The 20,275-nt window shown below is 68.7% G+C and carries 13 protein-coding genes, 3 pseudogenes and 1 other annotated feature; of the genes and pseudogenes, 8 read left to right on the top strand and 8 right to left on the bottom strand.

Annotation, left to right across the window (positions count from 1 at the left end):
• Nucleotides 1–10: 10 nt before the first annotated feature.
• The 5 genes from ACFFF6_RS04310 to ACFFF6_RS04290 all read right to left on the bottom strand — a co-directional run bounded on the left by ACFFF6_RS04310 (nucleotide 11) and on the right by ACFFF6_RS04290 (nucleotide 5,983).
• Nucleotides 11–1,378, bottom strand: a complete 1,368-nt coding sequence (locus ACFFF6_RS04310; protein WP_376978527.1) for an extracellular solute-binding protein — start codon at nucleotides 1,376–1,378, stop codon at nucleotides 11–13.
• Complete coding sequence (locus tag ACFFF6_RS04305; protein ID WP_376978525.1) at nucleotides 1,375–2,862, bottom strand: sulfatase family protein; 1,488 nt, start codon at nucleotides 2,860–2,862, stop codon at nucleotides 1,375–1,377. Before ACFFF6_RS04305 ends, ACFFF6_RS04310 begins: the two co-directional genes overlap by 4 nt.
• Nucleotides 2,859–4,016 carry an ROK family transcriptional regulator gene (locus ACFFF6_RS04300; protein WP_376978523.1) on the bottom strand — a complete coding sequence of 386 codons (1,158 nt, stop codon included), beginning with the start codon at nucleotides 4,014–4,016 and terminating at the stop codon, nucleotides 2,859–2,861. Before ACFFF6_RS04300 ends, ACFFF6_RS04305 begins: the two co-directional genes overlap by 4 nt.
• Nucleotides 4,017–4,208: 192 nt before the next feature.
• The gene (locus ACFFF6_RS04295; protein WP_376978521.1) at nucleotides 4,209–5,045 is read right to left on the bottom strand and encodes a PKD domain-containing protein; all 837 of its coding nucleotides are present in this window, start codon (nucleotides 5,043–5,045) and stop codon (nucleotides 4,209–4,211) included.
• Between the two features lie 263 nt (nucleotides 5,046–5,308).
• Entirely contained in the window at nucleotides 5,309–5,983 is a 675-nt protein-coding gene (locus ACFFF6_RS04290) for a DUF6318 family protein (RefSeq protein ID WP_376978519.1), read from the bottom strand.
• 163 nt (nucleotides 5,984–6,146) lie between these two features.
• Between ACFFF6_RS04290 and ACFFF6_RS04285 the strand changes: the two genes are divergently transcribed.
• Nucleotides 6,147–6,986: an NAD-dependent epimerase/dehydratase family protein gene (locus ACFFF6_RS04285; protein ID WP_376978517.1), complete on the top strand. Its 840-nt coding sequence runs from the start codon at nucleotides 6,147–6,149 to the stop codon at nucleotides 6,984–6,986.
• A 36-nt stretch (nucleotides 6,987–7,022) separates the two neighbouring features.
• Here ACFFF6_RS04285 and ACFFF6_RS04280 read toward each other — a convergent pair whose 3' ends face one another.
• Together ACFFF6_RS04280 and ACFFF6_RS04275 are read right to left on the bottom strand one after the other, a co-directional pair.
• Complete coding sequence (locus tag ACFFF6_RS04280; protein ID WP_376978516.1) at nucleotides 7,023–9,239, bottom strand: hypothetical protein; 2,217 nt, start codon at nucleotides 9,237–9,239, stop codon at nucleotides 7,023–7,025.
• Nucleotides 9,240–9,280: 41 nt separating this feature from the next.
• Nucleotides 9,281–11,041: an HSP90 family protein gene (locus tag ACFFF6_RS04275; RefSeq protein WP_376978514.1), complete on the bottom strand. Its 1,761-nt coding sequence runs from the start codon at nucleotides 11,039–11,041 to the stop codon at nucleotides 9,281–9,283.
• Between the two features lie 497 nt (nucleotides 11,042–11,538).
• On the opposite strand from ACFFF6_RS04275, the gene ACFFF6_RS04270 reads away from it, so the two are divergent.
• From ACFFF6_RS04270 to ACFFF6_RS04235, 7 genes and pseudogenes are all read left to right on the top strand, one after another.
• Complete coding sequence (locus tag ACFFF6_RS04270; RefSeq protein ID WP_376978512.1) at nucleotides 11,539–12,138, top strand: BRCT domain-containing protein; 600 nt, start codon at nucleotides 11,539–11,541, stop codon at nucleotides 12,136–12,138.
• 351 nt (nucleotides 12,139–12,489) lie between these two features.
• A complete protein-coding gene (locus ACFFF6_RS04265) occupies nucleotides 12,490–13,734 on the top strand; it encodes a hypothetical protein (RefSeq protein ID WP_376978510.1) in 1,245 nt (414 codons plus the stop codon).
• A 52-nt stretch (nucleotides 13,735–13,786) separates the two neighbouring features.
• Complete coding sequence (locus tag ACFFF6_RS04260) at nucleotides 13,787–14,236, top strand: (deoxy)nucleoside triphosphate pyrophosphohydrolase (protein WP_376978787.1); 450 nt, start codon at nucleotides 13,787–13,789, stop codon at nucleotides 14,234–14,236.
• Between the two features lie 725 nt (nucleotides 14,237–14,961).
• Nucleotides 14,962–16,284: pseudogene (locus tag ACFFF6_RS19995) on the top strand (ISL3 family transposase).
• 115 nt (nucleotides 16,285–16,399) lie between these two features.
• Nucleotides 16,400–17,683, top strand: a complete 1,284-nt coding sequence (locus ACFFF6_RS04245; RefSeq protein WP_376978508.1) for a hypothetical protein — start codon at nucleotides 16,400–16,402, stop codon at nucleotides 17,681–17,683.
• A gap of 288 nt (nucleotides 17,684–17,971) precedes the next feature.
• Nucleotides 17,972–18,148, top strand: a pseudogene (locus ACFFF6_RS04240) (NERD domain protein); the annotation flags it as partial.
• 149 nt (nucleotides 18,149–18,297) lie between these two features.
• Nucleotides 18,298–19,547: pseudogene (locus ACFFF6_RS04235) on the top strand (IS3 family transposase).
• Nucleotides 18,579–18,707: a sequence feature (AL1L pseudoknot), on the top strand. (Overlaps the previous pseudogene by 129 nt.)
• Before the next feature lie 68 nt (nucleotides 19,548–19,615).
• On the opposite strand, the gene ACFFF6_RS04230 reads toward ACFFF6_RS04235, so the two are convergent.
• Nucleotides 19,616–20,269 carry a hypothetical protein gene (locus ACFFF6_RS04230; protein ID WP_376978506.1) on the bottom strand — a complete coding sequence of 218 codons (654 nt, stop codon included), beginning with the start codon at nucleotides 20,267–20,269 and terminating at the stop codon, nucleotides 19,616–19,618.
• Between the last annotated feature and the right edge of the window lie 6 nt (nucleotides 20,270–20,275).

Raw genomic sequence — 20,275 nt, 5'->3', positions numbered from 1 at the left:
GCGGCGCGGGTCAGAACGAGTACAGCTCGCGGTTGCGGTCGAGCATCTCCTGCGCGGTCCTCGCGGCGGCGGCGAGCGCGGCCGCCGGCTCCTCCTCGCCGAGCACGGCCCGGCTCACGGCCCTCTGGTAGCTGTCCGCGGCGATCTCCCGGGAGCCGGGGACCTGCTGCAGGAACAGGAAGCTGTTCAGGGACGTCTGCTCGGCGAGCGGGGCCTGGCGGCTCCCGGTGAAGGCGGCGTCCTCGCGGGCCGAGGCGCGAGCGGGGATGTTCCCGGAGCCGGCCCAGGTCGCCGAGTTCTCGCTCATCCAGGAGATGAACATGCGGGCGGCCTGGCCGCGGTCCTCCTCGGCATCGGCCTGCTTGGTGAGCGTGAAGTGGTGGGAGTTCGCGAACACGCCGGGCGCATCGCCGATCTGCGGGAAGGGACTCAGCCCGTAGTCGAGCCCCTCCGCGGTGTCCTCGAGGTCGTTGATCATCCACAGCAGCTCGTGGATGATCGCGGAGGAGCCGTTCTTGAAGGCGGTGGACAGCTCGGTCGCATCGGCGGGGCTCGTGCCGGAGGCGACGATGTCCCGCATCCAGGTCAGCGCCTTCACGCCGGGCTCCTCGCCGAAGGTGACCGTGCTGAGGTCCTCGGAGTAGAGGCTCCCGCCGAACTGGCCGAGCAGGCTGACGAAGATCTGCCAGGTGCCGGGCGAGACCCAGTACGGGTTCGCGACCCCGGCCGCCTGGAGCGCCGCGACGGCGGCGTCGAACTCCTGGCCGGTGGCGGGTCCGGTCTCGAGCCCGGCGGAGCCCAGCAGCTCGGTGCTCCAGTACTGGGCGAGGGTGAACATGTCCAGGGGGATGCCGTAGCGGTGGTCCTGGAAGACGCCGCCCTTCCAGACCACGGGGGTGTAGTCGTCCTCGGTGAGGCCCAGGGACTCGGTGAGGTCGTCCAGCGGAAGGATCGTGCCGCGGGCCGCGAAGCTCGCGAGCTGGTCGAGGTGCATCGCGACCACGTCGGGGCCGCTGCCGGCGTCGGTCGCGGTGACGACCTTGGAGTACAGGTCGGGCCATTCGAGGGAGGACTGCTTGACGGTGATCGCCGGGTTGGCCTCGGTGAACTCGGCGACGAGCTGCTTCATGTAGGGGCCGTCGCCGCCGGTGAAGCCGTTCCAGAAGGTGATGGTGACCTCGGGGCCGTCGTAGGTGCCGGAGAAGGCCTTCTTCGGACCGGCGGGCTGGTCCGGGGAGCCTCCGATCGAGGTCCCGCCGGAGCAGGCGGCGGCCGTGAGCGCCGTGGTGGCGGCTCCGGCTCCGGCGAGCAGGGCGCGCCGGCCGATGCCGGCCCCACGGGGCGGGGAGGTGGGGGTCCGATGCTGCGGGACGGTCATGATGCGGTCCTTTCGAAGGATCCGAGCGAGGTGTCGTAGTCCACGCCGCCCACCGGGTACATCGAGGTCATCCAGTGATAGAAGTTGTCCCCGCGGTCGCGGAGGCGGCGGTACAGCAGGGCCAGGTGCGCGTCGCGCTCCCGGCGGCATTCGGGGAAGCCGTAGCGGTTGGTGAGCTCGTGGGGGTCCGCGCGGAGGTCGTAGAACTCGTTGACGGATTCGGGGTTGACGATGAGCTTGTACCGGTCGGTGACGAGCATCCGCTGCGGGTAGGGGAAGTGGTGGCCGTGGAACTCGGCGACGTAGTCGCTGCGCCACTGCGGATGCTCGCCGCGCAGGATCGGCAGGAGGCTGGTGCCGTCCGGGGTGCGCTCGGGCGGGGTTCCGGCGAGCTCGTCGATCGTGGCGGTGAGGTCGATGAGGTCCGCGAACTCGGCGCGGTGCTGGGCGGGGCCGCCGCCCGGGGGCCGGACCACGCCGGGGACGCGGTAGATGTCCTCGTACATGGCCGGGCCCTTGTCGTGCAGGCGGTGGGATCCGGTGAACTCGCCGTGGTCGGCACTGAAGAACACGGCCGCGTCGTCGTAGACGCCCAGCTCGCGGGCGACCTCGACGATCCGCCCGATCTCGTGGTCGATCATCGTCACGTACCCCCAGTAGGCGGCGATCAGCTTCCGGCTGGTCTCCTCGCCGAGGGTGTCGAAGGTCCAGTGGGCGGAGTAGTTGGCCTGCACGGGGGGTTTGCCGAGGAACGTCTCGGCGATGGAGGCGGGCAGCTCCACCTCGTCCGGGTCGTACATGTCGAAGTACTCGGCGGGCAGGTTGTAGGGCAGGTGCGGCCCGAAGAAGTGGGTGGCGAGGAAGAACGGCGTGCCGTCGCGGTAGTACGTCTGCGCGTACTCGCGCAGCTGAGCGATCGCGAGGTCGCCGAGGAACCGCTCGAAGGTCGCCTCGACGCCCTGCTCGAGGCGGGCGGCGAGGAGGTTGCCGCGGCCGCCGTTGGGGAAGGTGCCCCGGATCTCGTCCCGCAGCCGGTACGGGGGCAGGCCCTGCGCGGCGAGCCATTCCTGGTAGGCGGGCAGGTCCACGGGGTTGTGCCAGCCGTGCATGTGGAGGGCGTCGAAGCCGCAGTCCTGCGCGGTGCGGTGCAGGCCCACGTGCCATTTCCCGGCGAGGCCCACCCGGTAGCCGCGTGCGCGCAGGTCCGCGCTGACGGTGCGGTGGCCGGGCTCGAGGTCCTCCTTGTAGCCGACGTTGCGCTCGTAGTTGGCGAGCAGCTGGTGGCGGAAGGGCGACTGCCCGGTGAGGAGGCTCGCGCGGGCGGGGGTGCAGATCGCGGTGGGCGTGTAGAAGCGGTCGAAGACGGTGCCCTGGGCGGCGAGGGAGTCCAGCCATGGCGTCCGGACGACCTCGTTGCCGTAGCAGGGGAGGGTGTCGACGCGGTGCTGGTCGGTGAGGAAGAAGAAGATGTTGGGGCTGGTCATGAGGAGATCCGTCCCGTCAGGTCGCGGGTGGTGCGGGCGGCGGGGATGCCGAGGGAGATGCCGGGGTCCCGCAGGATCAGGGCGATCGCGCCGAGCGCGCCGTCGACCTGCCTGATCCGGCCGGTGCGCAGGGTGATCCGGTGGGCGCGGGCGGGCATGAGGTTGCGGGCGAAGGTCGTCTCGAGGGGGCCCATGAGGTGCGGTCCGAGGTCGGTCAGGTCGCCGCCCAGGACGACGCCCTCGACGTCGAGGGCGGTGCACACGTTGGCGAGGACGGCGCCGATGCGCTGGCCGGCCGCGGCGACCACGTCCCGGCGGCGGGCGTCGCCGGCGTCGAGGGCCTCGCGCAGGTCGGCGAGGTCGTGATGGGCGGTGGCGGCGAGGATCCGCTCCCGCGAGACGTAGGCCTCGAGGCAGCCGCGCTTGCCGCAGCGGCAGGCGGGGCCGGCGGGGTCCAGGGTCATGTGGCCGAACTCCCCGGCGGTGCCGTGGGCGCCGTCGAAGATCGCGCCGCGGGCGATGAGGGCGCCACCCACGCCGTCCATGAGGCGCAGGTAGGCGAAGCTCTCGAGGTCGCGACCCGCTCCCCAGACGGACTCGGCGAGCCCGGCGAGGCGGGCGTTGTTGTCCGCGCGGACCTCGCGGGCGATGTGCGTGGAGAAGGTGTCCGTGAGGGAGGCGGCGATCTCGTCGCGGCCGGGGATGCGCCCGGGAACGCCCAGGCCGACGGCGATGACGGTGCGGTCGCGGAGAGCTTCGAGCCTGCCGATGAGGGCGAGGGCGCTGCGGACACGTCGGGGCCAGGGGGTGTCGTGCTCGTAGCTGGCCGAGGCCGTGCCCTCGATGCCGTGGGCCTCGTTCTTCGCGGTGATGGTGACGCGCCGATGCCCGAACTCGACGCCGAGGATCACGGCGCCGGTGACGCTGAGTGCGAGGCGCTCGGGTGTGCGGCCCACGCCGCGTCGGACGGGGACGGCTCCGGCGCCCTCGACCCTGCCCTCCCCCATCAGCCGCGTCGCGGCCGCGGAGACCGTGGCGCGCGACAGCCCCGTCCGCCGCACCAGCTCGGCGCGCGTGGACGGGCCCTGCAGGCGCAGCGCCCGCAGGATCTCGTGCTCGGCCCCGCGCAGGGGCTTCGTCGTCCCGTTCGTCATCCCGCCAGCATGGGCGCCGGGCCGGATCCCGGCAACGACATGCGCGGACTTCTGTCGAGCGATCGACGAAATGCGTCGGAACGGCCGGCCCGGGCGTCCCGCACCGCACCGATCCCCCATGGCCGCGGTCGCCCGCGGGCCCCTCCGAGGCCGCGACGAGCACGGCGCCGCGGCGTCGAGCTGCAGGTGCTGTCAGAGGGTCCGATGCTCGGCGTCGGGGTCCTGCGGCCCTTCGGTGTCGGCGGTGCGCTCGGGGATCCACGGGTCCTCGTCCTCGTCGACGGGGACGTCCGGGTTCACGAGGCGCGACTCGAGGGATTTCGAGTAGATGGGCTTCGGCTCGGACTCGACCGTGATCGTGCCGTCGATGTCCTGCCACTCCCCGCCTGCGACGGAATACTGGCCCGCGAACTCCGTGGTCAGCGTGACGTCGTACCAGCCCTCATGGTCGTAGGTCGCCGTCACCTGCGTCGACGGGTACGGCTTCCCGGGCTTCGTCGTGGTCACCGTGTTCCCGTCCCCCAGGTCCCACCGGTACTCGACCGGAACCGCCCGGATCCGGACCGGGACGCCGAGCACCGTCGATTCCAGGGTCTGCTCCCCCTCCTCCGCATACAGGACGTTGTCCATGTGCACGGGCAGCCAGCCCCGCTCCGGTCCGGCATGGGCGACCGGTGCCGCGACAGGCAGCTCGGCGAAGTCCGCTCGCGTGACCGTGATGATCACCGGCTGGCCACCCGGCGTCACCGCGCCGCCCGGCACCTGCAGGAGCGCGGAGTTGCACCGCGGATCCAGCTCCGAAGATGCCCCCTTCACCCGGTCGTGCCGGGTGCCGACCTGTGCCGTCGGAAGCTGCGCGTACTCCTCGACCCTCCCGTTGGCAGCGATGCTCGTCGTCGAGATCCCGCAGGTCAACATGACTCCCGCACATCCCCCAGCCCTGCCGTCGCTTCCCCCGCCATAATCCACGCACGACAGGTCCTTGCCGAGCGTCTTCCAGTCGTAGGAGAAGCGAGACGGGTTGCCCATAGAAGAGACCTTGCCAGAATTTTTCATAGATCCTCCAGCGGGCACTGGATTTTCATACGCATCAGATCCGAGACGCCCCACGACCCCACACGTTCCAGACGCCTGATCACAGTCATCCTCCAGACTGTCGCCCAGTCCAAGCGCCGAACCTTCGGTCGGCCCCAACGGTAGAGACTCTGCATACCCAACGCCGGACACATTGGCCACGAGAAGCAGCAGCAGGAGGAGGGTGACGATATTGATGGACCTACGCTGGATCAGCATCATCCATCACTGCCGCTCCGCTTATAGGAAAGCTCATCAACCTTCCATCCGTCCGCATGCCAACTCATCGCGCCGGCCGAACCGTAGACCAACCCGTCAAGCCCTTTGTCTGCTGCATCCTCCGCAGAAACAAACTCAAACTCGTAATAGACCATATACTCTACACCCGACTCTTCTACCGATCGCAGATCGAGTTCCTTCACCTCCACACTCGACCACAGATCGCCAGTTGCCAGATTATCTGCCACCTGGTCTTCGAATCTGATACAGGCCTCGCAAGTATCTGTGCGCAACGTAGCCAAGGTGCTCACATCTCCTGTCTGCCCAGCAACTGCCGCATTCGCCCAGTAGAACGCGAACGCCTGCTGGGCCCCCTCGTCCGAGTGCTCCTTCATCTTCGGGTAGTCGGCCGGATCCGGGAGTGCGACGGACGGCGTCGAGGGCTCCTCGCTCTCGGTCGGGGTCTCGGCTTCTGCGTCGCCCCCGCCGTCGGAAGCGGGCGATGTCTCCGCGGCGTGAGTCGTCGGGGTTGCTGGGCCGTCGGGGTCATCCTTCGGACTGCAGGCGGCACCGCTCAAGGCAAGAGCGGCGACCGCTGCAGCGATGACCGCACGGCGCCTGAACCGGGCCGAGGAAGCTCCGGCTGGGGCGGGGCGAGCGAGGGAGGGAATCACCGAGGTGCTCCTGGGGGTGAGGGGCCGTGGGGAACGGGATGTCTCGTGAACCTAGCCCACGGAGCCCGTGCTCGTCATGAGATCGCCCCTGATGTGGATAACTCTGCCCGCCACCCCTCGGCCTGCTCATGACGCCTCCTGCGCGAGGGTGCACCATAGGCGCATGAGAATCGCAGTGACAGGTGGCTCCGGCAAGCTGGGACGGACGGTGGTCCGCGACCTCCGCGGCCACGGGCACCAGGTCGTGAACCTGGATCAGGCGGGCGAGCGCGGCCCGGGGTTCGTGCGGATCGATCTGCGCGACGCCGGGCAGGTGCTCGATGCGCTGACCGGCATCGACGAGCAGGCGCCGGGCGGCTTCGACGCGGTCGTGCACCTCAGCGCGATCCCCGCCCCCGGGCTCGCGACGAACTCGGCGACCTTCCAGAACAACATGCTCAGCACCTACAACGTGCTCACGGCCGCGCTGAAGGCGGGGATCCGCAACATCGTGACCGCCTCGAGTGAGACGGTGCTGGGCCTCCCCTTCGACACCCCGCCGCCGTACATCCCCGTGGACGAGGAGTACGAGGCCCGGCCCGAATCCCACTACTCGCTCTCCAAGCACCTCGAGGAGCAGCTGGCGATCCAGCTATGCCGCTGGAACCCGGACCTGAAGATCATCGCGCTGCGCTTCTCCAACGTCATGGACGAGCAGGACTACGCCCGCTTCCCCGACTTCGACGCCGATGCCTCCCTGCGCAGGTGGAACCTGTGGGGCTACGTCGACGCCCGCGACGGCGCCCAGGCGGTCCGCCGCTCCCTCGAGCACGAGGCCACCGGCTTCGACCGCTTCATCGTCGCCGCCGCGGACACCGTCATGTCCCGCGACAACCGCGAGCTGGTCGCCGAGGTCTTCCCCGACGTCCCTGTCCGCGGCGACATCGCCGGGAACGGGACGCTGCTGTCGATCGACAAGGCGCGGCGGATGCTGGGGTACGCCCCGGAGCACAGCTGGCGGTAGGAGCCTCCCGCACAGCGAGGATCATCGCCCCCGCTCTCACCCCGCGGGGAAGAACCTCTCCCGCAGCAGTCGCGACTGCACCTCGTCGCCGTTGCGCCGGTCGAGGGCGGCCGCGAGAGCGAGAGCGTCCTCGCGCAGCCGCGGGCCGCGCTCGTCCTGCGGCGCATTCGCGAGCAGGCCCCGGGCCGCCCCGGCGAAGGTGTCGAGATGGGACGGGTCCCCCGGGGTCACGTCGGCGAGCGCCGCGTCGACCGCCCAGTCCAGCGCGTCCGGGACCCGGGCGGCGAGCTCGAGGACCACGGACCGCGGCAGGTCGCCGAACTCGTCGAGATCCCGGTCGACCTGCTCGAGCTGCGCGAGGACATCGGCCGCGTCCTGGTCCACGGGCCGGCCCTCCCGCAGCGCGGCCCAGGTGGACCAGGCGTGCGCGGCCCGCAGCTGGGCGGGGTCGTGCGAGCTCTGCAGCACATCCGCCACGAGCCCCGGGACGGCCCCGGGATCCAGCGGCGCGAGGATCCGCGCCAGGTCGAGGTGCACGTCGAAGGGGTCGACGCCCTCCGATTCGTCGCCGAGCAGGACCTGGACCTCCTCGAGCAGGGGACCGATCCCGTCGACCTCTCCCAGATGGGCCGCCCGGGCGAGCTGCGCCACCGCGATCGGCGTCGCCGGCTGTCCCGTCACGGCACGCAGAGCTGCCTCCGCGGTGATGATCGCGCCGATGCGGTCCAGCGGGATCGACGGCTGGTCCAGCGCGATGAGGACCACCGGGAGGAAGAGCCTCGCGGCGGCTTTCTCGAGTGCCGGGTCGACTCCGTCGGGTGACTGCGCCTGGGCGTGCTGCGCCTCCGCGTAGCACAGGACAAGCGCCGCGTGGTCCCCCGAGGCGTGGGCGCGCATCGCACACATGAGCTGGGCGATGAACTCCGCCACCGGCATCCTCAGCTCGCGGCTGCGGGTGATCGTGCTGGCCACGAGAGCCTCGACCTCCTCGTCGGAGTCGGCCTGCAGGACCGACATCGCCTGCCCGTACAGCTCCAGGTAGCGGTCCTTGAGGGCGAAGGGCACCTCGTCGATCGTCACCGGCGAGGTGCGCCGCGGGATCCAGCCGGCGCGCAGGATCCGCTCGGCCCGCTCCTCGGGGTCGGCGTCGACCCCGGGCGTCGCGGGCCCGGCCCAGGGCAGGTCGGCGAACCAGAAGCCCTGGACCTCCCGCATGTGGATGTCGGTCGCCCCGCGCGCGTCGTGCGCCGCGGCGGCCTCCTCCGCCAGGGCACGCAGCAGCATCGCCTCCTCCCCGGTCGGATCCTCGAGCCCGCGGCTGCGCGCGAGGGCGGCGTGGAGCCGCCACTCGACGGCATCGAGCGGGCTGTTCTCCAGCCCCACGTCGGCGGCGACCCGGGCGTCCTCGGGCCGATGCTCGAGCACGACCAGCAGGTCCTCGATCACGGCGATCCGGGCGAGCTGGTCGATGCCGAACTGGGCCACCAGCTCGTCGCCGATCCGGGCCGTGAGGTCCTTCCGTCCGGCGCGCGCCCACAGGGAGCCCAGCAGGGCACGCAGCAGCACGAGCTGGGTGAGGTCCTCCCGGCCCTCGTCGATCGGGCCCGGCGGGACGCCCATCGCCGTGAACCGGCGCATGAGCGTCTCCGCGGCGAGGGCCGGCTCGAAGGCCTCGAGGATCGCGACCTCGCGGGTGACGGTGTTGGCGTCGAACGGCGGCCAGTCCGGGCTGCCGATGCCCTGCCACCGGTCCAGCAGCGCGTAGGCGCGGTCCTGCTCGCCGAACTCGGCGGCGAGGCTCGCGCGCGCCAGCGTCACGTGCGAGAGGTCGAAGCCGTGGGCGATGGTCTGCTGCTCCACGAGGTCGACGATCCGTTCGAGCTGCGCGCGCGGCAGGGACGGATCCTCTCCCACCGTGACGACCAGGTCCGCCACCGCACCGAGGAACCTCGTCACGTTGCCGGGGTGGATGTGGTCGCCGTAGCGGCCGACGATCTGCATGAGACGCGCGTACGCGTCCAGGGCCTCCCGCGGCATGCCGCCCAGGCTGTAGACGGAGTACTGGCCGAATCGCCCGCTCGCCGCGAGGTGCGGCACGCCCTCCGCCTCGCACGCGGCGATCTGCTCCTCCCAGGCGCGGACCTGGTCGAGGTCGTCCGGCATGTCCCAGATCTCGCTGCTGCGGTCGATGAGCGCCCGCACGCGCTGCGCCTTCTCGCCGGTGAGGCCGGGGACCTCGTCGTATCGGATCATTCTCGTCTCCTACTGTCGATGGCTCGGGGGTCGATGTCGGGTCAGGATGCCGCGAGCAGCAGCGATTCCAGGGCGCCCGCCAGGAGCGCCTGCTCCTCGGCGCGCAGACGGATGCCGGCCTGCAGCAGGCTCAGCAGGTGCAGGGCGCGGATCGCCTCGTCGCGCGTGGCGGGAGCGAGGGTTCCTCCGAGGGCGCGCACCGCCTCGGCGCGCAGGTTCAGCACGAGGGTCGGCCGAGGGTCCTCCGGCACCTCCTGCGTGCCGGGAGCCCCGCCGCCGAGCAGGTCGGCCCACGGGTCGTCCTCGACGTCCTCGAACACGAAGCCCGCGGCGCGCCCGGGCACGTGCAGCACGAGCTGGGAGGCGGGACGGAAGGCGCGCACGTCGACCGCCACGCCGTGCGCATCCAGCACGCCCCGGCCCGCCGTCGCGATCCGCTCGGCGAGCGCGGCGTCCTCGCCGCGCGGCCGGGGCAGGTCTCCCAGCAGGCGCGGCAACTCGAACTCGCGGGCGGTCAGCCGCGTCTGCGCCCGGTCGTACGCGCGCAGCATCGCGGCACCGTTCGTGTAGGCGCCGTTGACCAGCAGCTCGCCCTGCGCCTGCACGAGCGGGGCATAGGTGCTGAAGTCCCGGTCCTGCGTGGTGAAGGTGATCCGCGCGGGCATCTCGACGAGGAGCATCGGACCGGCGCTGGTCTCCCAGGTCAGGTGGCGGGCGACGAACTGCAGCATCTCCGGGTGCGCGACGGCGAGGGCGAGCAGGCCCTGCCCGTGCACGTCCACGAAGCGGCCGAAGACCTCGGGGTCTCCGGCGGCGAGCCGTTCGATGCCGGCGCGCACCTGATGGCCGATCTCCTCGCGCGCCGTGGCGAGCGACCCGGACTCGTGCAGCGACTCGCGCGAGGCCGTGAGGCTGAGCGATCCCGCCTCGACCGCGACCCGGGCGAAGGTGACCCATTCCGGGACGAGCTGGGTGTTGTCCGCGGCGACGAACATGCCGTGGGAGTGCACCCGGTCCCCGGCGCGACCCCGCCCGGGCGTCGCCTCCCCGGTCACGAACGCGGTGCCCCGGATGCCCAGCATCGGCACGTCCAGCGGGATGCTCGCCAGCGGCGCGAAGCCGAAGGTGTCCTCGCACCACGCGGCCGCGGCCTCCTCGGGAAGGGTCCACGGCGCCGCGTCCCCGCTCACCCGGACCGGGGGCCGCGGGTCGCCGACCACGGCGAAGGTGATCGGGACGGTGAGGAGGCTCGCGAACTCGCGGGCCAGGCGGAGAACACGGTCCGCGCCCACCCACTCGGCCTCGTCCGGCCGCGCGTGCACCCGCACCACCGTGCCCGGTTCCTCGAGCGGATGCGGCGCGGGTGCGACGGTGAAGGTGCCGTCGCCGTAGCCGATCCAGCGCATCGTCGAGGCCTGCGGGTCGCGGGCGCTGCGGGAGATCACCTCGATCTGGTCCGCGACGAGGAAGCAGGACAGCAGGCCGATCCCGAACTGCCCCAGGTACTCGCGACGGGCCGCCGCGAGCTCCTCGCGCTTGCTGGAGGTGCCGATAGTCGACAGCAGACTCCGCGCATCGGCCTCGGTGAGGCCGATGCCGTAGTCACGGACGGTGACAGACCCCGCGGCCGGATCGACGACCAGCTCGATGGGCGGCACCTCCTCGCCCCGCGCGACGACGGCGTCCCGTCCGTTCTGGATCAGCTCGCGGACGTACACGCGAGGGCTCGAGTACAGGTTGTGCGACAGGATCTCGACGATCCCGCGCAGGTCGACCTGGAAGTTCTCAGGGGTTGCTGGCATGGGGGAAGGGTATGCCGGGGGTAGGGGCGGGTGTGGTGAATCGCGCTGAGGTGCATGCGGAGCTCGCGCTCCCGATCGTCACCACCTCGAGACCTGAAACGGCCCTCGTCCGTCCCCACGCATGGGCACAATCGGGACGTCACCAGGGGGACGTCCAAGGAGGACCGCAATATGGCCGGGTACGCCGTCATCGATCTCGAGACCACGGGGCTCTCGCCCGCGAAGCATCATCGGATCCCGGAGATCGGAGTCGTGGAGTCTCGGAGACCGGGGAGATCGAGCGTGAGCTGGGCGATGCGCATGCGACCGCCCTGCTGCTGGGCTACTACCTGTCCCTCCTCGACGGCAGTCGCATCCTGCCCTGGCAGGACGAGTACGACATGAGCGCGCAGCTGCTATTGCCCACGCACGCTGCCGGCCGGTCACCGCGTCTGCTGACCAGGAAATCGGCGCGTTCCGTGCCGGCGGACAGCTGGCTGGACAGGTTCCTCTCCCGCATGCCGCGTACTGTCGATGCTCGCGTGGACTCCTACCTCAAGACCCTCGAACGGGCGTTGCTGGACGGAGTGCTCGCCGAGCACGAAAAGAATGAGCTGGTGGACGTCGCGGCCGCGCTGGGACTGTCCCGCGGGGCGGTCCTGGAACTGCATGCCGGCGATCTCGAGGCGATGGCGGAGGTCGCGCTGGACGACGGGATCGTCACCGATCAAGAACGCGCGAACCTGGACGAGATGGCCGCGGTCCTGGGCCTGCGACGGATCGACTTGGAGCGTGCGCTCGCGAACGTGACCGCGCGGAGGGCCGATGCTGCGCCGGCAGGGGATGACGGGCATACCGCAGACCTGCGTCTGGGCACCGCCGGGGCCGCTCTGCAGCCCGGGGATCGGATCGTCTTCACCGGGGTGATAGCCCGGGAGCGCACCGCCTGGGAGGGACTCGCCTGCAGCCTCGGCTACGTCCCCGGTGGAGTCACCAAGACGACGAAGCTCGTCGTCGCCTCCGGCCCGAACTCGCAGTCCGGCAAGGCCGCGAAGGCCCGCTCCTGCGGGATCCCGATCATCACCGAGCAGGCGTTCGCGCGGATGGTGGGGCCGTGACCGCGGCGGCCGCGGCCGGTGCTTGCGGCATTGCTCCTACGATGGGCTCACCAGCTGGGGCCGAGGGAGAGGACCATATGACCGCGAAGCCACCGATCCAGGTCGTCGGAGCGATCACCGTCCGTGACGTACCCGCGCCCGCTGCTAGATCTAGCGCAGCCAATTTCAAAAAGACGACCTGTCGAAACGGAGTTTCTTTGAAACTATATCCAGATTGACATTGCGCAACGCAATTATTCACGAGAATGATCCAACGTTTAACGATGCCGATGTCGCGACAGTTTCTGTGCAAATCGTATCCGGCCCGGTAAGCCCAGAGTGGAGCGCCGGTACTCTATGAAAGGAATTGACATGAACTGGCTAGACGAATACTCGGAGCACCCCCTATGGCAAGCCGTCGACGACGCCCGCGGACCGTCGGGTCGCCCGCCGGACACCCTAGGCGGCGATTACCCCGACCTCACCAAAGCCCTCATCGAAAGCCTCAAGGAATATCAAGACTACCCTCACCCGGCAATCACCCCTCGACTACTTGATGACACACTATCTGCAGTTAACGCCGTCCTGACGCCAGGGCCGATACATCGAAGGACCACGCCTTCAGGCAATAAGGCTCCTGCCGACACCTCTGACCCCGTGGAGCAACTGGCAAGTACGGTACGGCAGTGGGCAATCGCGAAGCGACGGGACGCGCACAGATCTCCTCGCGAAGCATTCCGACTAGAAAAAATAGCGTCAAGGTCGCTCGAACGCGTCGATAAATTTGTTTCACAACAGGAGTCGCGCCTCGATTCGCGAGATCTAAAATCTCTCGAAATTCTCGAAGATGCCAGAGCTCGAGCGAATCAAATCACCCTCGAATCACAAGCGTTGGCCGAGCGCGAAATCAGCAAGGCGGCCGCACGACTCGCCAAAATTGAAGACCTGGCCAATACTGCAGCTGTAACCATCGAGCAGCAGAAGACCCGACTGGACGAAGCGTTAAATTCCCATCAGGAGTCGTTCAATAGAAGCCAAGAGCTTCGCAATAATTCATGGACTGCAACCCTAGAGCGGAGTGAATCTGAAATTCGAGAACACATCGCCCGAATGGGGGAAAACGAAAAGCGGTCGCTCATGGTCCTTTCCGCGATTGGAGTCAACTCAACGGCCACCGATTATGGCAATCATGCGAATCAACAAGCCAAGATTGCCAACAGCTGGAGATTCGGCGCGCTGCTGGCCTACTGTCTCGCAGCTTGCCTCTTTGTTGTTCCCACCGTGGCGCTTTACCTGAAGCCGGAATCGGGAATCGATTGGTGGCAGTTAGTGATTCAGCGGATCGGAGCACCGGGTGGAGTTGCCGCAGTCGGATACTTCCTCTCCAGGGAATCCGGTCAGCATCGAGCACAGGAGAGGCTGTCTCGCCAGATCCAACTAACCCTAACTGCAATTGAACCGTTTATTGCAACTCTGCCTGGCAAGCAAAAAGAGCAAATTCGAGTCGAAACGGCTCGAAAAATTTTCGCGCTCTCCGATAAAATCATCTTCAAGGGGGCGTCAAAGCGCTCGCCATCACTACACCCGCATTCGCAAGCGGCGGAGAATGTAACGTGACATATTCTTGGCCTCTATTTGTCGACACCCTTAATTCTTATTGGTGGATTCCATGACCCCGGCTAGAGATGCGAATCGTAAGCTACTGCGGTCCCCTATCCACGTCGTTGGGGCGATCATCGTCCGTGAGGGCCTCATCTTCGCCGCCCGCCGCGCCGCCGAGCGCAGCGCCGGCGGCCTGTGGGAGTTCCCCGGCGGGAAGGTCGAGCCGGGCGAGGTGCCGCAGGAGGCGCTGCGCCGTGAGCTGCGCGAAGAGCTGGGGATCGACGTGCGCGTGGGCGAGCTCGCCGCCCGGTACACGACCCCTGTCGGCACCGAACTGATCGACCTTGCCTGTTACTGGGCGGAGCTCACATCCGATACCCCCGTGACCAGCACGGATCACGACCGCATTGGCTGGTTCGAGGTAGAGGAGCTGGCGGGCCTGGAATGGTCCCCGGCGGATGTGGCGATCATCGGTGAGACGTTCACAGGCGTCGCCGTGAAGGGCAACGACGCCTGAGCGGGACCCCGGACTGTACGAGCTGCCGGTGACCACGGGTCTCATGATGGGGACGTTGGATCCTGCTGCGCGGGGGCGGTCCGCGAAGGGGTGGCGTGGATGCTGGCCCGAAGGACAGACGCCCCGCTCGTGCCACTCAAGACGCCCGAGGCCGACTACTCGCCGACGACTCTGTGCCGCGACCATGCGATCAACCAGGAACTTTTCCATGGAGGACCGCGGAGCGCGACGGGCGTGACGGTCCCCAGCAGCCTGTGCTACCAGCACCACCGGGAACAGGGCTCCCAGGTCGTCCTCCTCTTCGTGCAGTGCGCCGAGACGGGCGCCATCGGCTCGGAGCCGTGCGCCTGCCTCGGCACTGCCCAAGTTCCGGAGCTGCGAAGGCTCGAAGCCCATGCAGATCGCGTGGAAGCTCGAGCGTCAGGCGCCCACCAAGCTGTACCTGGAGGCTCGAGCCGCCGCGTAGAGCTCTCGCACCTCGAGTGTTCCCGGCACGAGCGTTCATCACCCTGAGGCGCTCTCAGGAAGCAAGAATGGCAGGCACGCCACCCGGCGGCCCGGATAATCTCGGCATCTGTCTGACCGGAGTAGCCCGTCGGCCACAGTAAAAGGGCTCTTCAGAGTTGGGTGTGGGCGCGCCGGCGATGCGCGGTAGCTGGGGGTGGACGTCGAGGTCCTCGATGATGAGCGGACTTCTACCCCCGCTGATCTCAAGGACCTCGACGATGCCCAACTCTGCGTGCACCTGCCCGGACATGCTTGACCGCTGCGAGCGATGCGACCTCCTCCTCGGTGTCCCCGGCCTCCATCTGGTGGCCGTCTCGAAGGCCCGGGCGGGGCTGGTCCTCGAGGTCGAGTCCTGCGACCCGGTGACGGGATGTCCTGGCTGCGGGGTCATCGCCACTGGTCACGGCCGGCTCATGGTCGAGATGATCGACGCCCCCCCCTGGGCGGGCCGGCCGGTCAGGATCCGGGGGCGGAAGCGCCGGTGGATCTGTCACAAGGGCCTCTGCGCGGTGACGACGTTCGTCGGGCAGAACCCGGAGGTCTGTGCTCCGCGGGGCCTGCTGAGCACGCGCGCGATCCGCTGGGCGATCGGCCAGCTCCACTGCGAGGGAGCGACGGTCCAGGGCCTCGCCCGCCAGCTCGGCATGACGTGGAACCCGCTCTGGTCGCAGGTCCGGCCCGTCCTGGCCCGGGCCGTGGAGGACCCGGCCCGGTTCGAGGGCGTGCGGTTCCTGGGCGTGAACGAACACATCTGGCATCACCGTGATCCGTGCCACCGGCGCCCGAAGGAGCTCACCGGGATGGTCGACCTGCCCCGGAGCACCCACCCCGTTGTTGCTCGATCTCGTCCCGGGGTGGTCCGGGACGGTCTATCGCGACTGGCTGGACGCGCGAAGAGATCAGTACCCCGACGAGATCCAGATCGCGACGCTGGACCCGTTCCAGGGATACAAGAACGCTATCGATGACCAGCTCGAGGACGCAACCTGTGTGCTCGATGCATTCCATATCGTCAAGCTCGCCGGCGCCGCGGTCGATGACGTCCGCCGCCGCATCCAGCAGGAGACTCTCGACCACCGCGGACGCAAGGGCGATCCTCTCTACGGGATCCGGCACGTCCCCCGCGCCGGCCGAGAACGCCTCACTGAGCGGCAGCAGGCCCGGGTGGACGTAGCGTTCGCAGCTCGTCCCGGACACGTCGCGGTCGAGGTCACCTATCACTGCGCCCAGCAGGTTCGAGAGGTGTTCCACCAGCCCACGACCGCCGCGGGTCACCGACTCGCCGAGAAGCTGATCACGTCCCTGCCGCCCTGCCCGATCCCGAGATCTCGAGGCTGGGGAAGACCCTGCGCCGCTGGAAGACAGCGTTCCTGGCCTACTTCGACACGCACGACGCGAGCAGCGGTGGCGCCAAAGCTATCAACGACATCATCGAATTCGGCCGCCGCATCCCCCGCGGCTTCCGCAACTTCGAGCACTACCGCCTCCGAACGCTCCTCATAACCGGCGGACTCGACACCTCACCCCACACTCAGCTCTGAAGAGCCCTAAAACTCCACCGAAACTCGCCGGCCACTTGAGGAAACGAGGTATGTGGATCGCAGGCGGACGTCGTCCGCAGGCAGGAATGTCGGCCCGGATGCGCATGGTCCAGCCATGACGACTTCACGGATCGACCCCGCCGACCACCGATTCGAGCAGTTTCTCGCGTCCGGGGACAAGCGTCAGGTCATGGCACGCCGTCGCGACTCAGGGGCGCTAGTGTTCCTGGCGCCCGGCTCCAAGGACCAGCACAACGCGGCCGAGCTCCGCTGCCTCCTACCGAACTGCTTCGTCGACATCATCCTTCGGGAGGGCACGAAGCGTCTGCACTACGCGCACCGAAGCGCTCCCGCTCACAGCGGGAATGCCCCGTGGCTCTTTGGCGTCGCCGCCGTCCTCGAGGCGGCTGTGCACTCGCGCGTCCCGGAAGCGCAGGTGGGATTCCGTCAGATGATCGATACCGAGGTCGGTGAGGGAGATGTCGTGCTCGTGGACGTCGATCTCCCTGCCGGAGATCCGATCTGCCTCGTCGTGATCGCCGTGAACCTGACGGATCATCGCCTGCAGGAGCTACGAGGCATCGCCCAGGAAGGCGGCCGCATCGTCCAGTGGGTTCTCGTCGCTCGTCTGTTCCGCCCTGCGGGACCTCACGGCAGGGTGAATATCCCCGACGTCGCGAAAGCCATCCTGTGCTCGCAGGGAGACGTTCTCGGAGTCCACGCCCAGACGCAGCTCGTAGGGACTCGGGTCAGCGCTGGCAGAACGGGCCAGCGCCCCGCGTTGCGGGCAACTATCGGCGCCCTCGAGCTGTGCCCCATCACGGACCTCGAGGTCGATCCCGGTATTGGCATCGTGACTCCGTCGTTGCGGACATTGGCCCGCACCGACGAAATCCTGAAGAGCAGATCGAAGCCTGCACCTGGCGTCGCATCGTCGGCCCCGGACCCGTTGGACGAGCTCCCCTCCCCCGACCCGGACGCCGTCGACGCAGCTCACCTGGAGAACCGACACGCCCCCACACCGGTGAACGGGTACGGGGCCGAGATCTCACCACGCCTGTCCCCCGACCTCGCGCCCCTCCGGGCAAGACTCCAGCTTCCTGCTCCGAAACCGTTCCGTCCCCCGTCGCATGCGCCTCTCGCCTCCGAGCCCTCTGGTCGTCCTGAGGCCCGGTGGAAGGATGATCTGCTGGAGAACTTCGTGAATCAGCGTGCTGGCAAACGGGGGTTCGATCTTGCACGGGAAGAACGTCGCCTAGAGGAGAGACTCGAGGAAGCCGAGAGGCCGAGCGTCTCGGAGCTCCGGACCTACCTCGACGAGCTGGTCACGGCTCGACCGCTGGAGCACATGCCTATGGGGAAGTACCGCCGACCGCGCAGGGGGCGCCCTCGACGCTGAGCCTGGACTTCGACCAGCCATGGGCCTGTCGATCAGCAAATAGGGCGACCCATCAACCGGTTCCGCGGCGGGGAAGCACCTCGTGAGGGCTTTCGCCATCCCTGCACCGCCGGAGGCGCCCATCGGACCAGGCAGCTTTGGGGTCGCGGGGGAGGTGCTCGCAGTCCCTGAGGTCCTTCCTGCCGACGGCGAGGACCACGGCGCTCCACCTCATGCACAAGGGGCCGCCCATCTACGCCAAGCTCCACCCGGACGCGGTGTTGACGATGCATCGCAGCGGATCTCCTCGTGCTGTGGCCGGGCATCGGCATGGCCGTGATCGAGGTGAAGGGCGGGCTGGTCTCGGTCATCGACGGCGTGTGGCGGCAGAGCGATCGAGCAGGGTCCCATGACCTCCGGAGCTCGCCCATCGAGCAGGCCCAGCGCACCAAGCACGAGCTGGTCACCTACCTCAACGGAACGTCGTCGCGACCCATCGGCCGCAGTGTCCACCTCGTCGCGCTGCCGTACACCCAGCTCGCCGCCGACTGGGACGTGCCGGATGCTCCGCGGAGCATCGTGTCTCGCCCCGGGGATGACGGAGGGACTGAAGCCACGGGAAGGACTCCTCTGTCATGCCTGCACCACGGAAGTACTCCAACGAGATCCGCGAGTGCGCGGTCCGGATGGTCCTGGACGCTCTCGAGGACGGTGACCAGCCCCAGCGCGGGGCGATCCGTCGGGTCGGTGAGCAGCTCGGTATCAATCACGAGACCCTGCGCGGCTGGGTCCGCCAGTCCCAAATCGATGCCGGCACCCGGCCCGGGACGACGACCAGCGACGCAGAGAAGCTCAAGGAGCTCGAGAAGGAGGTCCGCGAGCTGCGGCGCGCCAACGCGATCCTGAATTCGGTGTCGGCTTTCTTCGCGGCGGAGCCAGGCCGCCCCTCGAAGTGACCTGCGCGTTCATCGACGAGCACAAGGACGAGTTCGGAGTCGAGCCGATCTGCCGCACCCTGCGAGAGGCAGGCGCCCAGATCGCTCCGAGCACCTATTACGCCCGCCAGACCCGCCCGCCGAGCGCCAGGGCCCAGCGCGATGCAGTGCTGGCCGAGGAGATCGCCGAGGTCCACGCCGCCAACTACGACGCGTTCGGCGCGCGGAAGATGCACATCGTCCTGAACCGCGAGCCCGACACCCGGGGCCGTGGCCATGTCGCGAGGTGCACGATCGAACGACTGATGCGTGCCGCGGGACTGCACGGGATCCGCAGGGCGAAAGCCCCGCACACCACCCGGTCCGCTCCCCGGGAGCAATGCCCAGATGACCTCGTGAACAGGCACTTCTCCGCGTTCTCGCCGAACGAGCTGTGGGTCGCGGACATCACGCGCGTCCACACGTTCTCCGGCTGGGTCTATGTCGCGTTCGTGATCGATGTGTTCAACCGGGAGATCGTCGGCTGGAAAGTCTCGTCCTCGCTGCACACCGATCTCGCTCTCGATGCCTTGAGCATGGGCATCTACCTGCGCAGGCGCGCTGACGAGGACCTGACCGGGTTGGTGCATCACTCCGATCGCGGGGTCCAGTACCGGTAGATTCGCTACGGCCAGGCCCTGGCCGAGCAGGACGCCGTCGCCTCCGTCGGATCCCGCGGAGATTCCTACGACAACGCTCTGGCTGAGGCGCTGAACTCGCTGTTCAAGGCCGAGCTGATCCGCAACCGCGGTGCCTGGATCGGGATCGACGATGTCGAGATCGCGACCGCGGAGTGGGTCCATTGGTTCAACACGTTCCGGCCTCACGGTGCCCTCGGCGGTCTCACCCCGGCAGCGTTCCGCACCGCTCATCGCACAGGTCTCAACCAGCCCGAGACCGCGACCGCCTGACCCCTCAATCACAAACAATCAACTCTCCACCAAGACCGGGGCTTGACATCGTCCTGGACGCGACGGACCTACCCCACCTGGCCGAGCGCATCGTCGGCGCACTGCGCCACCAGGCGCGCGAGGCGCACCAGCCGCTGGATGCGTTCCAGCGCGACCATGCGGTGACGATGCTGCGGCGCACCCATCGGGCGATCGAGAACCACCAGCTGTTCGCGCGGCGGATCGAGGACGAGTCCAACGCCCTCACCCGCGAGCAGGAGCGGGCGATCGCCCTGCTGCGGTTCCAGCATCGGGCGCAGATCACCGGCGGCGCCGGCTCCGGCAAGACGCACCTGGCGATGATCAAGGCCCGGGCCCTCGTCCGGGACGGCTTCCGCACCGCGCTGCTGTGCTACTCGCGGGGCCTCGCCCGGCATTTCCAGCTGCTGGCGGCCACCTGGCCGGAACAGGAGCGACCCGCCTTCGTCGGTCTGTTCCATGACCTGCCGGTGCGCTGGGGTGCGGAGACGGAGGACCAGTTCGACGGCCCGCAGGCGGAGTACTACGAGGAGCACCTCCCCCGCCGCCTCGCCGAGGTCGCCGCCCAGCAGATGGATGACGAGCTGTTCGACGCGATCGTCGTGGACGAGGCCCAGGATTTCGCCGACACCTGGTGGGAGGGCCTGCTGCCGTGTCTGCGCGACCAAGAGGACGGGGTGCTCTTCGTGTTCACCGATGAGCACCAGTCC

Source organism: Brachybacterium hainanense (genome assembly GCF_042434575.1).
In the GTDB taxonomy this organism is placed as follows: Bacteria; Actinomycetota; Actinomycetes; order Actinomycetales; family Dermabacteraceae; genus Brachybacterium; species Brachybacterium hainanense.
The sequence above is the reverse complement of the archived record's forward strand: the minus strand, read 5'-3'. Positions and strand labels throughout refer to the sequence as shown.

Excerpts from the sequence above, each read along its gene's own strand:
- ACFFF6_RS04265 (WP_376978510.1), top strand. The coding sequence starts at position 12,490 with ATGAACTGGCTAGACGAATACTCGGAGCACCCCCTATGGCAAGCCGTC.
- ACFFF6_RS04295 (WP_376978521.1), bottom strand. The coding sequence starts at position 5,045 with ATGGGCAACCCGTCTCGCTTCTCCTACGACTGGAAGACGCTCGGCAAG.
- ACFFF6_RS04280 (WP_376978516.1), bottom strand. The coding sequence starts at position 9,239 with ATGATCCGATACGACGAGGTCCCCGGCCTCACCGGCGAGAAGGCGCAG.
- ACFFF6_RS04275 (WP_376978514.1), bottom strand. The coding sequence starts at position 11,041 with ATGCCAGCAACCCCTGAGAACTTCCAGGTCGACCTGCGCGGGATCGTC.
- ACFFF6_RS04305 (WP_376978525.1), bottom strand. The coding sequence starts at position 2,862 with ATGACCAGCCCCAACATCTTCTTCTTCCTCACCGACCAGCACCGCGTC.
- ACFFF6_RS04260 (WP_376978787.1), top strand. The coding sequence starts at position 13,787 with ATGACCCCGGCTAGAGATGCGAATCGTAAGCTACTGCGGTCCCCTATC.
- ACFFF6_RS04285 (WP_376978517.1), top strand. The coding sequence starts at position 6,147 with ATGAGAATCGCAGTGACAGGTGGCTCCGGCAAGCTGGGACGGACGGTG.
- ACFFF6_RS04300 (WP_376978523.1), bottom strand. The coding sequence starts at position 4,016 with ATGACGAACGGGACGACGAAGCCCCTGCGCGGGGCCGAGCACGAGATC.
- ACFFF6_RS04310 (WP_376978527.1), bottom strand. The coding sequence starts at position 1,378 with ATGACCGTCCCGCAGCATCGGACCCCCACCTCCCCGCCCCGTGGGGCC.
- ACFFF6_RS04270 (WP_376978512.1), top strand. The coding sequence starts at position 11,539 with ATGCCGCGTACTGTCGATGCTCGCGTGGACTCCTACCTCAAGACCCTC.
- ACFFF6_RS04245 (WP_376978508.1), top strand. The coding sequence starts at position 16,400 with ATGACGACTTCACGGATCGACCCCGCCGACCACCGATTCGAGCAGTTT.